The organism is Albibacterium bauzanense (assembly GCF_004339765.1).
Classification (GTDB): Bacteria; Bacteroidota; Bacteroidia; order Sphingobacteriales; family Sphingobacteriaceae; genus Albibacterium; species Albibacterium bauzanense.
This window is the reverse complement of the sequence record NZ_SMGO01000002.1, coordinates 297,264-312,189: the sequence shown is the minus strand read 5'-3', so window position 1 is coordinate 312,189 and position 14,926 is coordinate 297,264. Positions and strand designations below refer to the sequence as shown.

Below are 14,926 nucleotides of genomic sequence, written 5' to 3'. Positions count from 1 at the left end.
ATAACCATAAATATAAGGAAATGGCTTGGTTTCCAGTTCATCTTTTTTTGCTACTTTTGTCTTAGTTGGTTATCCATAAAAAAACGGAATGAGGAAATCAGGATTATTTGCTTTATTAATTATCTTTTCGATTGGTTTTTTTACAGCCTGTGAACGAAATGATGATGAGCCGGTATTGCCTAAAACAGAAATTTCCAGGTTATATGTTTCATTTTTCGATGTTAAAACCGATGATCTGGAAGATCCATATAATAATATTGGTGTATTTGATCCGGCACATGCAGAGCAGTTTTTGAAGCCATTTGAATATAATTCAGGTGTAATGGAAGGTGCAGGCATCTACTTTGATCCTTTTGCTGGAAAAGTTTTTCAGGGTAGTTTGAGAGATCAATCAATTAAGTCTTTCTCAGTTAATAGTCAGGGTGCAGTTGGTACTGGAAGTACATTTCGTGATTCAACTCTGCTTTATCAACGGGATTTGGTGTATGATCATTCTTCAAAAAATCTATATGTTTCTGATAATCTCTCAGAGAGTATCTATGTATATTTTCAGGCTTTAAATCGTAATGGTAATATTCGGCCTAATAAGAAATTTAAATTGAGCGGACAGCCATGGGGATTATACCTGCAAGGTGATACAACAAGTGGAGATAGTTTATTTATTGTGATGGCTGGCGCGAGCGCTGAAGTTCAGTTGCTTGAGAACCTGACAAAAATTGATTCGGGAGATGTGACAGCTTCAAAGAAAATTAAAATTGCCGGAGCAACCGATCTGCGTGGAATATCATATTCAAATAGATTAAATACACTCTTTTTAACTGACTTTGGATCGGGTAAAGTCTATATTATAGAAAATGCGCGGGAAGCTTTTAATACACAAGCTACAATTACACCTACTCGAGTTATTGGAGGGGCGCAAACGCAAATGCAAACGCCAATTGATATTAGTGTGGATGATCGGGAAGATAAATTATTGATGTATGTTATTGATCGGCAAAGTAAGAAACTTTTGCGATTTAAAGTTAGTGATGATGGAAATGTTGCTCCTCAGGCTATATATAACCAGTTTGCATTAACACCCGTGTCTATATATATTGATGCCCGTTAATTAAAGCTAACATCTTTTCTAATTCCTCTGCTTTCTGAGTTATGCTGTTGTTTGTATAATAATTGTACAGATTCCTTAAAACCCGTTCTATTATAGAAATGTTATCGCAGGGTTGAAAGAATTGAGGATAATTCGGCAATTTAAGCTGGTTTAAAAACGAAAGTACATCATGCCTGCCAAATATCTGACCTCTATTAAATGCATTAATATAAAATAGAACTTCGTCTTCTTTATTATTGGTTTGATAATTATCTGTACAGGCTAAGATAAAATGCTGAGGTAAATTTACTCCATATATTGGCATATCTAATTTTTGAGCTACAATGCTATAAATGCATGCTAATAAAATAGGGTTACCCTTCCTGCTTTCAAGTACTTGTCCGATGTAAGAGTTTTGAGGATCGTTATAGTTTCGGGTATTTCCTGAAAAGCCCTCTGTATTATAAAAGATCGTATTGAATAGGCGTACCTTTTCTACAGCATTCATGCTATAGGTCATTTGCAACCAGATCTCCCGTTTAATGGATTCTATCTGGTTGATTATTTTTTGCTCATCACAATCTGGATATTGGTATTTATTAACAATTATTAATCCTTGTAACAGATCAAAAGAACCACTTAAAGCCCAAAGTTCCAGATCAATTAATACTTGATTGAATTGAATCTTATGAACAAGTTCTTCAATGCGTGATTGTTGTAAAGCATCAAAAGACTGCTCCCAAGCAAGTTCTAAAGGAGCGATAACCTCTTCGCCCATTGTTAACAGCCTCTCTTCGACATGTTGATATACCTCCATGTCGGGATCATCTAGTAAATGAATCAGGGAATTAATTTCTTTTATATCTGCCATAATTAAGCATCGTTTTACTGCTATAGAACTAAGCTGTAAATTTACGAATAATACTTTGGTCTTTATAAGGAACGCTTATCTTTGAAGCATGTCGAATATCCGTTTTTTTGTAGATTATTTTAAGCACTACCTGACATCTAATAGCAGACATGGGGTTCATTCTCCATTTGTATATAATTTGATTGATCGGGTTATATATGATTTTTCAACGAAAGAGTATGCTAACCCAATTGAAGAGCTTCGTGAGCAACTTAAAAATGATACGCGAACCATACGTATAACTGACCTTGGAGCTGGTTCGATGTTGAATAATGGCAAGGTGAAGCAAATCAGGAGTCTGGCGAAAAATGCATTGAAACCCCCAAGAGTTGCTAAATTGATAGCGCGTTTAGCAAATGAATTTCAACCGGCATCAATTATAGAATTAGGTACATGTTTAGGGATAACGACTCTCTATTTATCAAAAGCTTCCAATTCTTCTCATATTATAACGGTAGAAGGTTGTCCTGAAACTGCAAAAGTTGCAATGGAGAATTTTAAGCGTTTAGATGTAAATAATATCGAAACGCGTACAGGTAATTTTGATATTTTATTTCCTCAGATTGTTGAAGAGCTTCCTAGGATTGATTTTCTTTTTATCGATGGGAATCACCGTAAAGATGCTACTTTGAAATATTTTTACGACTGTTTACCAAAAGTGCATGCCGGCTCTATTTTAATTTTCGATGATATTTATTGGAGTGAAGGAATGAAAGAAGCTTGGCAAGAAATCAAGAATCATCCGCAGGTGACTGTAACTATAGACTTGTTTTATATAGGTTTAGTGTTTTTTAAACCTGATCAGGTGAAAGAGAACTTTAAAGTGCGATTTCATTAATTAATTTTAAAAGGCTTGTCCGAGTGATAAATAAAAGCCTCCTTGTCGTTCTTCCCCAGGGTTTTTTTCTCCAATAGCATAATCTATTCGGATACTTGAGTTATGCTCCAAATCGAAGAAATAGCGAACTCCTCCACCTCCTGAAAATTTTAAGTGCGACAAATCAAGAGCTTCTTTATATACGGTTCCTGCTCCTAAAAAAGCAGCTAGCCCTATTCTTGGATGTATCCGATAACGCAACTCGGCCTGGTTAGCCAGATAGTTCTTATCCCGATACCGACCTTGATAATATCCTCTCATTATTTCATCGTTACCGAGTTGAGGAGTTAAATAAAATGGAATATTATCTGAAAAGAGGGTTTTGAAGACACTTTGAACTCCAAGAGTTAGTTTTTTGTGCAGAGGAAAGAAGGCTCTTAGGTCTAAAGAAAGAACTCCTCCTGTATAGTTATCTTTTTCCCATAGATCTGGCGCATAGGCGTATTTTATTCTACCATACAAACCCTTTGTGGTTTCGGTGTTGGAATTTCTGCTATCATAAGATTGTGATAACCCGAGTGCTAAGTATTTCCCTCCATAACCTCCATAAACTTGAGATAGGTCAAAGTTTTCATTTGGAGAGCCCTCTTTATAAGTAAAATTCTCGAATTGAATATTTACCCCGGTATAATACTTTCTTACTATTTTCTTTTCTAATTCAAAATTGAACTGAAAGAATCGCTGTGTAAGTAGAGCTTTATCACTGGCAAGAGTTTCATCGCCGATACCATAATAATTGAAAGGATATTTTTTATATCTAACTGCAGTAATATAATGGTAGTCATTATTTCTAGTCCAGATATCAGTCTCTAATTTTAAATTAATTTGCTTTTCAGTAGTAAAGCTAACTACCGTATTAATATTAGAGGTATAGATAGTAGTATCGGCTTTATCTACATAAAAGTTATAAATACCTGTTGCGCCTAATTCTACTTTGGTTTCTTGAGAATAACCTAGTACAGGTAGTATTAGAAGGCTTGGAGAGCGTGTACTATCTTTTGTTGTGGTAGTAAATTTCTTAATGATTGGAATGTCCCACAGCTTCTTTTGTGCAAAAAGTTGATTGTGAAAGATAGATAGGAAAGCTATCAGTATAGAAACTTTTGTAGATATTCTCATATTGCGGCAAAGGTAGGAAATGTAGGCTAAGATTATCTTATTTATAGCTAACTTTGGAGCATTCATTCATTATTCTTATTTAATACTTATGGAAAGAGGGCCAGTTTCTCAATTTATTGAAAAAAACTACTTACATTTTAATTCTGCTGCTTTAATGGATGCAGCAAAGGGTTATGAATCTCATCTTGATGAAGGTGGAAAGATGATGATTACATTGGCAGGTGCAATGAGTACAGCTGAGTTAGGTATATCATTAGCTGAGATGATCCGACAAGATAAGGTTTCTATAATTTCTTGTACAGGAGCAAATCTTGAAGAAGATATCATGAACTTAGTTGCCCATTCACATTATAAACGAGTGCCCAACTACCGGGATTTGAGCCCACAAGAAGAATGGGATCTTTTAGAGAATCATTATAACCGCGTAACAGATACTTGTATTCCTGAAGAGGAGGCATTTAGAAGATTGCAAAAGCATATTTATAAGATCTGGAAAGATGCTGACAGCGCTGGTGAAAGATATTTCCCCCATGAGTACATGTATAAAATGTTGAACAGCGGTGTTTTAGAGCAATATTATGAAATTGATCCTAAAAACTCATGGATGTTAGCAGCAGCTGAAAAGAATTTGCCAATTATTGTTCCCGGCTGGGAGGATTCAACGATGGGTAATATTTTTGCATCCTATGTTATCAAGAAAGAATTGAAAGCATCGACTACCAAAAGCGGTATTGAGTATATGGGTTATTTGGCTGATTGGTATACTAAGAATTCAGCAGGTAAAGGAGTTGGATTTTTTCAGATAGGTGGAGGAATTGCAGGTGATTTCCCAATTTGTGTTGTTCCGATGCTTTATCAGGATCTGGAAATGGAGAATATTCCTTTCTGGAGTTATTTCTGTCAGGTATCAGATTCTACAACATCTTACGGGTCTTATTCCGGAGCTGTTCCTAATGAAAAAATTACTTGGGGAAAATTAGATATCAACACTCCGAAGTTCATTGTTGAGTCTGATGCTACGATTGTTGTTCCTTTAATTTTTGCATGGGTATTAAAACAATAATAAACGAATTTTTATTCTTATTTTTTAATTAGGTCGATTTCATTTTTTATATAAAATTGGTCTGATTGCTGAATGGAGCACTTTTTAAGTAATTTAGAATAATTATAAATTAGTAAATTAGGTCATCAAATTGTCAGGGATATATTAATAAGTTATACTTTTGTCCTTCGAGTCCAAAATGTGAGCCTCGGCTCTCTATGGTCTTATTCAATTTGTCACACATTTTATCGTATAAAACTCTCAAAATGAGAAATATCTCTTTAATTTTTAGACGTGTTGCAAAGTCAGTAACCTTAGTAGCTATACTAAGCATGGCAACCCTTTTTGTGCAAGCACAAGATATCAAGGAAGGGGAATCACTTTTTAAAGCAGATTGTAGCGCATGTCACGGCGTTGATCGCGCTGTAATTGGTCCAGCTTTAAAGGGTGTTACTGAACGTCATGATGAAGCCTGGTTAATTTCATGGATTCATAATTCGCAAGCTTTAATCGCTTCAGGTGATGAAGCTGCGATAAAACTATTTGAGGATCATAACAAGCTTATGATGCCTGCCTTCCCTACATTAACTGAAGATAACATCCGTAACATTCTTGCTTATGTAGATGATGCATCAAAACCTGCGCCAGCTGCTGCTGGAGGTGCTGAAGGTGCTGCTGGTCAACAAGCTGGAGCCAGTGGTGATGTAAGTAACTTCATGTTTGGAGGATTAATCGTTGTATTAATTATAGCATTCTTAGTTATTCTGGTTCTGAATCGTGTGATCCGGACGCTGGATAGAATTATTTTAAAGAACAGAGAAAGTATTACTGAAGGTGAGGAAGGAGAAGATGATGGGGGGGAGTCTTCAGGGAAAGTTTTCGTAGATAAGTTAAAAAAACTTTCCCGAAATAAAAAGCTTGTTTTCTTTGTTGTTCTAGGAATTGTTGCACTTTTAAGTACAGCAGGATGGAATGTAATGTGGAATGTTGGTGTTCATGAAGGTTACCAACCTGTTCAGCCAATTAAATTCTCACACCAATTACATGCTGGAGTAAATCAAATTGATTGCCAGTATTGCCATAGTGGTGCTGCAACTTCAAAGAATGCATCCATACCTTCTTTAAATGTTTGTATGAACTGTCACAATGCTGTAACAGCTTCAGAAAAATATAATGGAGAAGTATCTCCTGAAATACAAAAGATTTATAACGCTATAGATTGGGATCCTGATACTCGTACTTATGGAACTGACACGAAACCTGTTGAATGGATTCGTATCCATAATCTTCCTGATTTAGCCTATTTTAATCACTCTCAGCACGTTACTGTTGCTGGTATCGAATGTCAGAGATGTCACGGTCCGGTTGAAACAATGGCTGAAGTGTATCAATATTCTCCATTAACAATGAAATGGTGTATTGAATGTCACAAAGAAACTGAGGTTAACTCTAAAGATAACGCTTATTACGATCAATTAATTGCTGCTCACGATAAATTAAAAAGCGGTGAGAAAATTACAGCTGCTGTTCTTGGCGGTATAGAATGTGGTAAGTGTCATTATTAATAAATAAAAACGTAGATAATACGATTATATAAAGCTTAAATGGATAGCAACAAGAAATACTGGAAAGGTTTGGAGGAATTACATCAGACTCCTGCTTTTGTTGAAAAGAAGGGTTCTGAGTTTACAGAGAATATTCCTATTGAAAATGTGTTAAATGAAGCTGGTTTAAGTACTAAGACTCCACGCCGTGATTTCTTAAAGGCATTGGGTTTTGGGGTTGGAGCAGTAACCCTTGCTGCCTGTCAGCGTACTCCAATTCATAAATCTGTACCATATATTATTAAACCTGAGGAAGTAACACCTGGTGTTGCAAATTATTATGCTTCAAGTTATAAGGGTCAGAGCCTTGTTATTAAAACTCGCGAAGGTAGACCTATCTTCGTTGAAGCTAATACAAAAGCACTTTTCGCCGGTAATGGTGTAAGCCCGTCTACTCAGGCATCTGTGCTTGACCTATATGATATGTCTAAGTTAAAGGGACCTCGTTCCGGAGATGAAGGTATTTCGTGGGAGGAAGTTGACAAGCAGGTTATTGCAGCTTTAAATTCAGCATCAAATTCAGGAAAACAAATTCGTATTGTTTCTTCAACCATCAATAGCCCATCAGCTCTAGCAGCTATTAATGAGTTTACAGTTAAATATCCAACAGCAAAACTGGTTGTGGTTGATGCGGTATCTTATACCGGAATGATTAAAGCCAATGAGCTTAGTTTTGGAAAAGCTGTAATTCCGCAGTATCGTTTTGATAATGCAGATGTTATTGTAAGTGTTGGTGCAGACTTCTTAAGCACCTGGTTAGATGGTATCGAGAATACTAAGCAGTATATGGCCAATAGAAGCCATACTTCTTTAAAGAATGGAAAAATGTCTCGCCACATTCAATTTGAAAGTGGTTTAAGTTTGACAGGTACCAATGCAGATGTTCGCGTTACTGTTAAACCTTCTGAAGAAGGACCTTTATTAATTGCATTGTATAATGAACTTACTGGTTCTGCATTACCTAATGCACTTAGTGAAAATCAAAAGGCAGCTACTGCAATTAAATTAGTAGCTAAAGAATTAAACCAAGTAAGAGGTAAGGCTATACTTGTAGCCGGCTCTAACGATGCAAATATTCAGTCTCTTGTAAATGCGATTAACGTTCATTTAGGAAGTTATGGCTCAACGATTGATTTGGACAATGCATCTAACCAATATAAAGGAGATGATCAGGCTTTTGCTGAATTCTTGAGAGAAGCAAATAGTGGATTAATTGATGTTGCTTTCTTTGCTGAAAGCAATCCAATTTATGAATACTATGATAGTAAGAGTGTTGAAGATGCCTTGTCTAAGATTAAATTTAAAGTTTCTTTCGCAGATCGCGAGAATGAAACTGCATCTTTTGCAAATATTATCGCTCCAAACTCTAATTATTTAGAATCTTGGGGAGATAGTGAGGCTTACGCTGGATATTATACACTAGTACAACCGACTATAAACCCTGTTTTTGATTCACGTCAGTTTGAACAAAGCTTCTTAATATGGGCTGGAAATACTACTTCTTATCATGACTATGTAAAAGCTTATTGGGAGCAGAATATTTTGCCGCAAGGAAAGAATTGGTACGATGCTCTTCAGGAAGGCTTTGAATTTAAAGGATCTAGAGGAGGCAGTGCACAATCGTTCACTTCTTCTGTTTCAGATCTGGCAAATCAGATTGGAACACAAAGCAAAGCAATTGCTAAAGATATTGAGCTACAGCTTTATTTAAGTGGAGGAGTTGGAGATGGTAAACAAGGTAACAATGCTTACTTATTAGAATTGCCGGATCCTGTATCTAAAGTTACTTGGGATAATTATGCAGCCATTGAGCCTAAATATGCAGAATCATTAGGTATTGGAGAGAATGATTTAGTTGAGGTAAAGGCAGAGAATGGTTATTCAATTATATTGCCTGTATTAATTCAACCAGGTCAGGCTGCTGGTACTATTTCAGTAGCGCTTGGTTTTGGAAGAACGAAAGCTGGTAAAGCTGGAAATGATGTAGGTAAAAATGCCTATCCATTTGTAAGACTTGTTAATGGTAGTTTGCAATTTAATAATTCAGTTACGATTAGTAAGGCAGCTGGAACTTATGTATTAGCACAAACGCAAACTCATCAGACCATTGAAGGACGCAATATAATTCGTGAAACTACTTTTGCTAATTATAAAACCAATCCTGCTCATGGAAGTGGTAATACTGGTGAAAAACATAAAACTTACGATTTGTGGAATAAATACGAGCAACCGGGACATAGCTGGGTTATGGCTATTGACTTAAATGCTTGTACAGGTTGTGGGGCATGTATTGTTGCTTGTAGTGTTGAAAATAATGTACCTGTTGTAGGACGCGATGAAGTTCGTCGCCGTAGAGAGATGCATTGGATCCGTATTGACCGTTATTATAGCTTTGAGAATGATAATAATGAGGCAGTAACACGTGAAGGTGAAGTTAATAGATTGAGTGATTTGAGCCAGGTAACAGTTGTTCATCAGCCAATGTTATGTCAGCATTGTGATCACGCACCTTGTGAAACTGTTTGTCCGGTTTTAGCGACTGTCCATTCTTCTGAAGGATTGAACCACATGGCTTATAACAGATGTTTTGGTACAAGATATTGTGCTAATAACTGTCCATATAAAGTTCGTCGTTTTAACTGGTTTAACTATTGGAACGACTCAAGATTTGATAATTACTTGAATAATGAATTTACACAATTGGTATTAAACCCAGATGTTACTTCTCGTTCTAGAGGAGTAATGGAGAAATGCTCAATGTGTATTCAACGTATACAGGCTGGTAAATTAAAAGCTAAGGCTGAGAAACGTCCAATTAAAGATGGCGATATTCAAGTAGCCTGTGCAGCAGCTTGTCCATCGAATGCCATCATTTTTGGAGATCGTAATGATCCTGATTCTGCGGTATCTCAAGCATTGAAAAATGAGCGCGTATATTACGTGTTAGAAGAATTAAACGTTCAACCAGGTGTTGGTTATATGACGAAAGTGAGAAATACTTTCGAAGCGTAAACAAGAATAATATATCTGAAATATAAAGAATATGTCATCGCACAACGAATCTATTATTAGAGAACCTCTCGTTACGGGGGAAAATATTACTTACGCTAAAGTCACAGACGATATTCTCGTTTCCGTAGAAAATAAGCCTAATAAAGCTTGGTGGATTGGATTTATCGTAGCTGCTTTGGGTGCACTTCTTTGGGTAGTAAGTGTTAGTTATACTTTTTGGACAGGAATTGGAGCTTGGGGATTAAATAAAACTGTGGGTTGGGCTTGGGATATTACAACCTTCGTTTGGTGGGTTGGTATTGGTCACGCAGGAACGTTAATCTCTGCTGTATTATTATTATTTCGTCAAAATTGGCGTAATTCCATTAACCGCTCTGCGGAAGCAATGACGATTTTTGCTGTTATTTGTGCAGCAACATACGTAGTTGCCCATATGGGTCGACCTTGGTTGGCTTATTGGATTTTCCCAATCCCTAATCAGTTTGGTTCTTTATGGGTAAACTTTAACTCTCCATTAGTTTGGGATGCTTTTGCAATCTCTACCTATTTTACAGTTTCTTTAGTATTCTGGTATGTTGGGTTATTGCCAGATATTGCAACTATTAGAGATCGTGCTATTGGTTTAAGACGCAGAATCTATTCTATTCTTTCATTTGGATGGAACGGATCGGTAAAGACCTGGCAACGATTTGAGATTGTGTGTTTAATATTAGCTGGTATCGCAACTCCATTGGTACTTTCAGTACATACTATTGTATCTATGGACTTTGCAACTTCAGTTATTCCTGGTTGGCATACTACTATTTTCCCGCCATACTTCGTTGCAGGAGCAATTTTCTCTGGATTTGCTATGGTACAAACCCTTTTACTGGTTGCACGTAAAGTATTAGGATTGGAAAATTATATTACAATGTTCCATATCGAATCCATGAATAAAATTATTCTGGTAACAGGATCAATTGTAGGTATAGCTTATCTTACTGAATTCTTTATCGCTTACTATTCTGGAAGCGAGTATGAGCAATATACTTTCATAAACAGATTTGTTGGACCTTATTGGTGGGCTGGTTTATTGATGTATGGATGTAATGTGTTAATGACCCAATTTATGTGGTTTAAAAAGGTTAGAACTAATATTGCACTTTCATGGATATTTTCTATTGTGGTGAATATCGGTATGTGGTTTGAACGCTTTGTAATTATCGTTACTTCTTTACACCGCGATTATTTACCATCAAGTTGGGCAATGTTCTATCCTACAATAGTAGATGTAGGCATATTTATAGGATCAATAGGATTATTCTTTACGATGTTCTTATTATTCCTTAGAGTTCTTCCACCAGTAGCAATTGCTGAAGTAAAACTACTATTGAAAACTCAAAGCTTTGAAGCTAAGAAAAAATTAATTCAAGAAGGACATCAGCATGCTGAAGAAATAGAATACTATACAGCTTCATTGAAAAAATACGATGTACTTACAGAAAGTGATATTAAGGAATTAGTAAAATAACAAGGATGAGCACGATAAAATATATATTAGGAAGTTTCGGAGATCCTGACGAGATGATGCATGGTATCGATAAATTGCAGGAAAATAACATTGCTATTTACGATGTTTTCACTCCTATGCCGATACATGGTATTGAAGCAAAACTAGGAGTACCTCCTTCTAGGTTGCCTATTGTGGCCTTCTTGTGTGGTTTACTAGGGTTTACGTTGGGTTTTTCATTACTTTATTATACAATGGTTTATGATTGGCCAATGAATATTGGGGGAAAACCTGCTTTTGCTATGCCCAATTTTGTGCCAGTTACATTTGAGGTAACAATTTTAATTACTGCCTTGGGTATGGTTTCTGTATTCTTCTTCAGAAATCACTTATTTCCTGGCAGAGCCCCAAGAGTAATGGATTTTCGTGCTACAAATGATCGATTTGTAATCGCCATTGATGCACAGGAAAACACAGACCACACTAAAATAGAAAGTTTATTAAAAGAAGCCGGTGCAATTGACGTTTTGCATAACGAGAGGAAATATGTTAGCTATGAATAAGATTAGAATAATAGGATCTGCATGCATTGCTGTAGCTTTGGCCGCTGTTGTTTCTTCTTGTGGAGATGGCAGGACAACAGATACAGGAATGGAGTTTTCACGAAACATGTATGACCCAATAGGGTATAATCCTGATCAATTAAATAATAATTTTGCAAATAAAATAACTGCTCAAACACCTCCGGCAGGAACTGTTCCTATTGGTTTTGACAAGTATCCGTATGAAAATACGATGGAAGGCTACGAGGAGGCAAGTGCTAACTTTCATAATCCTCTTGAGAGAACAGAGAAGAATTTGAAAGATGGAGAAGTCCTGTATCTTCGTTTTTGTCAGCCTTGTCATGGTGAGTCAGGTCATGGTGATGGAAGTATTGTTAAATTAGAGAAATTTCCTCCTCCTCCATCATATGCTACGGGTAATTCTTCTCGTGGAGGTTTAATGAAAGATTTAACTGATGGTAAGATCTATCATACCATCTATTATGGATTAAACTTAATGGGGTCGCATGCATCACAGCTCTCTCCTGAAGAACGCTGGAAAGTAGTAATGCATGTTCACGAATTACAACAACGATAGAATAAATAGATATTACAAATGGAGACTAATCAACATTCTTATAACTTTAGTGAACAATTCGACTTTTCAGGGAAGCCAAAAACCTGGAGTCTGATTGCCATTTTGATAGGAGTAATTGCTATCGTTTATGGCTTTGTATTTAATGGAAGTGAAAGAACTTTCGCCAACTTATTATTAATGAGTTATTATTTGGCATGTGTTTGTGCAGCCGGTACATGTTTTTTGGCAATTCAATATGTAACTCAATCAGGATGGTCAGCAGGGATGATAAGAGTTCCACAGGCCTTTTCTAGCGTATTACCTATTGCTTCTTTAATCTTATTGGGTATATGCGTTGCCGGGTTATTCTCTCACAACCTATATCATCACTGGTATGGAGAAGGGTTGGTTGATCCTGAAAGCCCTAACTTTGATCCTTTAATTAGTGGAAAATCTGGCTATCTAAATGCTCCCGGATTCTTACTTCGTGAAGTAGTACTGATGGGTGCATATAGTTTCTTCGCTGTTATGCTGGCTAAATTTTCGTATAATGAAGATTTAGAAGGTGGAATGAATTCTTATAAGAAAAGTTTTAAATACTCGACTTTCTTTTTAGTGATCTTCGGGTTTACTTCTCCACTTTGGATTTTTGACACTATTATGTCATTAGAAGCACATTGGTTTTCAACAATGTTCGGATGGTATAATTTTGCTGCTTTATGGGTTAGCGGTTTATGTGCTATTACCTTAACTATCATTCTTTTAAAGAAAGCTGGCTATATGAGCTGGATAAATGAGAATCATTTACATGATATGGGTAAATTAATTTATGGTTTCTCTATATTCTGGTGTTACGTATGGTTTGCACAATTTATGCTAATTTGGTATGCCAATATGCCGGAAGAAACGGTTTATTTCTATAAACGTTGGGAGCCTGAGTATAAACCTTGGTTTTGGTTGAATATTATTATTAATTTTGTTGCACCTATTCTGATTTTGGTCAATAGATCATGGGTGAGAAACCCGAAAGTATTAGCAGGAGTTTGTATTATGTTGCTTCTTGGCCATTGGCTGGATTATTATTTAATGATTATGCCAGGAACGGTTGAGGAAAATAGAGGATTTGGATTAACTGAAATTGGAATGGCAGTGGGTTTTGCTGGATTATTTGCCTTCTTGATGTTAAATAGATTGAGTAAACATTCTTTAGCGCCTCAGAATCATCCATTTATTGAAGAAAGTTTGCATCACCAGATTTAGTTTTTGCTTGTATATAAATTTAGAGTTTAACTGTTATAATTAAAATGAGATTAAAAGGATTCATTCATATTAAAGGAGTTTTTGGGCTCGTGTTTGGACTGTTGTTCCTGTTCCATAGCCCTAGTTTTGCCCAAACCGATACGGCAGCAGTTAATGCTGATACTGAGCAGGTGGCAACTACCGATAGTTCAGCAGTTGACTCCGCTACTGCAACAGATACTTCTGTTGCCGCTACTGATTCTGAAGTTTCAGCAACATCAGCTCCAGCATCTGCTAGTACAACAGCTGTAGCAGCTGAAGAAGAAGCGGGTATTCCTGCCCAGGTTTATGTTAACTTCTTTTATTATGTCTTGCTATTTGTTCTAGTATGTTTTATTGTAACTATTCTAGGTCAAGTATTGAGTGTATATGAATTAACACAAGGTTTGCGGAAGAAGCTGCCTGTTAATAACTGGCATTCACATCAGGCTTGGTTTTTCCTGGTAGGATTAATCGTATTCCTTTATGGAATATACTGGTCATACGCACATCATGGTACACAGAGTTTTCGCGAAGCAGCAACTGAACATGGTGCACGTATTGATACCTTGTTTATAATTACTACAATTATTACAACCATTGTATTAGTTCTTACTCATATTGCTTTGTTCGGCTTTGCCTTTAAATATAGAGGCTCAGATAAAAGAAAAGCGTACTACTACCCACATAATAATGCTTTAGAGAAAATTTGGACAATTACTCCGGCTGTTGTTTTGACAATCCTGGTTTTATTTGGATTCTTTACATGGAGAGGCATTACAAATATTCCTGAAGAGCAACAAAAAGAAGCTTTGCAGATAGAGATTACTGCAGAACAGTTCGCTTGGAATATTCGTTATGGCGGTAGAGATAATACAGTAGGGAAACGTAATTTTAAACTTACTACCCCTGTAAATGGACTAGGTATTGATTTTACTGATAATAGTGCTTTGGATGACATTCGTGCAGGAGATATTGTGTTACCTGTCGGAAAACCAGTTCATTTCACTATAAATTCTAAAGACGTTTTACATTCATTCTATATTCCAGAATTCCGCGTTCAAATTAATGCTGTTCCGGGAATGCCAACATTCTTTTACATCGTTCCTAAATATACGACAGAAGAAATGAGAGAGAAAGTAGGAGATCCGGATTATAATTTCATTCTTTTATGTTCTAAGATCTGTGGAAGCGGACATTATAACATGCAAAAGAAAGTGATTGTTGTAACGGATGCAGAATATAAAGAATGGTTAAGCCAACAAACTTATTACTTTGATGATACTATGCAAAAGGAATTTAAGGAATTATCCCAACCTAAGCAGGCGAATCTTGTAATTGATGGTAATAAAATGGTATCAAATAACTAAAAATAGGAGTTAAAAAGAC

General features: G+C 36.2%; 12 protein-coding genes. 10 read left to right on the top strand and 2 right to left on the bottom strand.

Features of this window, described 5'->3' with window-relative positions; translation table 11 throughout:
• Positions 1-88: 88 nt before the first annotated feature.
• Positions 89-1,108 carry a YncE family protein gene (locus tag C8N28_RS07230; protein WP_132223088.1) on the top strand — a complete coding sequence of 340 codons (1,020 nt, stop codon included), beginning with the start codon at positions 89-91 and terminating at the stop codon, positions 1,106-1,108.
• Here C8N28_RS07230 and C8N28_RS07225 read toward each other — a convergent pair.
• Positions 1,086-1,958 carry a transglutaminase-like domain-containing protein gene (locus C8N28_RS07225; protein ID WP_132223086.1) on the bottom strand — a complete coding sequence of 291 codons (873 nt, stop codon included), beginning with the start codon at positions 1,956-1,958 and terminating at the stop codon, positions 1,086-1,088. The two genes, C8N28_RS07230 and C8N28_RS07225, sit on opposite strands and share 23 nt — an antisense overlap.
• A gap of 88 nt (positions 1,959-2,046) precedes the next feature.
• Here C8N28_RS07225 and C8N28_RS07220 point away from each other — a divergent pair, with 88 nt between their 5' ends.
• Entirely contained in the window at positions 2,047-2,835 is a 789-nt protein-coding gene (locus C8N28_RS07220; protein ID WP_132223084.1) for an O-methyltransferase, read from the top strand.
• 6 nt (positions 2,836-2,841) lie between these two features.
• On the opposite strand, the gene C8N28_RS07215 is transcribed toward C8N28_RS07220, so the two are convergent.
• Positions 2,842-3,993 (bottom strand): BamA/TamA family outer membrane protein, encoded by a 1,152-nt coding sequence (locus C8N28_RS07215; protein WP_165870312.1) that lies wholly within the window; start codon positions 3,991-3,993, stop codon positions 2,842-2,844.
• Between the two features lie 88 nt (positions 3,994-4,081).
• Here C8N28_RS07215 and C8N28_RS07210 point away from each other — a divergent pair, with 88 nt between their 5' ends.
• From C8N28_RS07210 to C8N28_RS07175, 8 genes are all read left to right on the top strand, one after another.
• Positions 4,082-5,056, top strand: a complete 975-nt coding sequence (locus C8N28_RS07210) for a deoxyhypusine synthase family protein (RefSeq protein ID WP_185140132.1) — start codon at positions 4,082-4,084, stop codon at positions 5,054-5,056.
• A gap of 245 nt (positions 5,057-5,301) precedes the next feature.
• On the top strand, positions 5,302-6,600 hold the full coding sequence (locus C8N28_RS07205; RefSeq protein ID WP_132223078.1) for a cytochrome c3 family protein: 1,299 nt from the start codon (positions 5,302-5,304) through the stop codon (positions 6,598-6,600).
• A gap of 39 nt (positions 6,601-6,639) precedes the next feature.
• Complete coding sequence (locus C8N28_RS07200; RefSeq protein WP_132223076.1) at positions 6,640-9,651, top strand: TAT-variant-translocated molybdopterin oxidoreductase; 3,012 nt, start codon at positions 6,640-6,642, stop codon at positions 9,649-9,651.
• 31 nt (positions 9,652-9,682) lie between these two features.
• Positions 9,683-11,161: an NrfD/PsrC family molybdoenzyme membrane anchor subunit gene (gene nrfD / locus C8N28_RS07195; protein ID WP_132223074.1), complete on the top strand. Its 1,479-nt coding sequence runs from the start codon at positions 9,683-9,685 to the stop codon at positions 11,159-11,161.
• A gap of 5 nt (positions 11,162-11,166) precedes the next feature.
• Positions 11,167-11,703, top strand: a complete 537-nt coding sequence (locus tag C8N28_RS07190; protein WP_132223072.1) for a DUF3341 domain-containing protein — start codon at positions 11,167-11,169, stop codon at positions 11,701-11,703.
• Positions 11,696-12,280, top strand: a complete 585-nt coding sequence (locus C8N28_RS07185; RefSeq protein ID WP_317127325.1) for a c-type cytochrome — start codon at positions 11,696-11,698, stop codon at positions 12,278-12,280. The genes C8N28_RS07190 and C8N28_RS07185 overlap by 8 nt, the downstream gene beginning before the upstream one ends.
• Before the next feature lie 18 nt (positions 12,281-12,298).
• Positions 12,299-13,519, top strand: a complete 1,221-nt coding sequence (locus C8N28_RS07180) for a quinol:cytochrome C oxidoreductase (RefSeq protein WP_132223067.1) — start codon at positions 12,299-12,301, stop codon at positions 13,517-13,519.
• Positions 13,520-13,563: 44 nt separating this feature from the next.
• Positions 13,564-14,907 (top strand): cytochrome c oxidase subunit II, encoded by a 1,344-nt coding sequence (locus C8N28_RS07175; RefSeq protein ID WP_132223065.1) that lies wholly within the window; start codon positions 13,564-13,566, stop codon positions 14,905-14,907.
• The last annotated feature ends 19 nt before the right edge of the window (positions 14,908-14,926 follow it).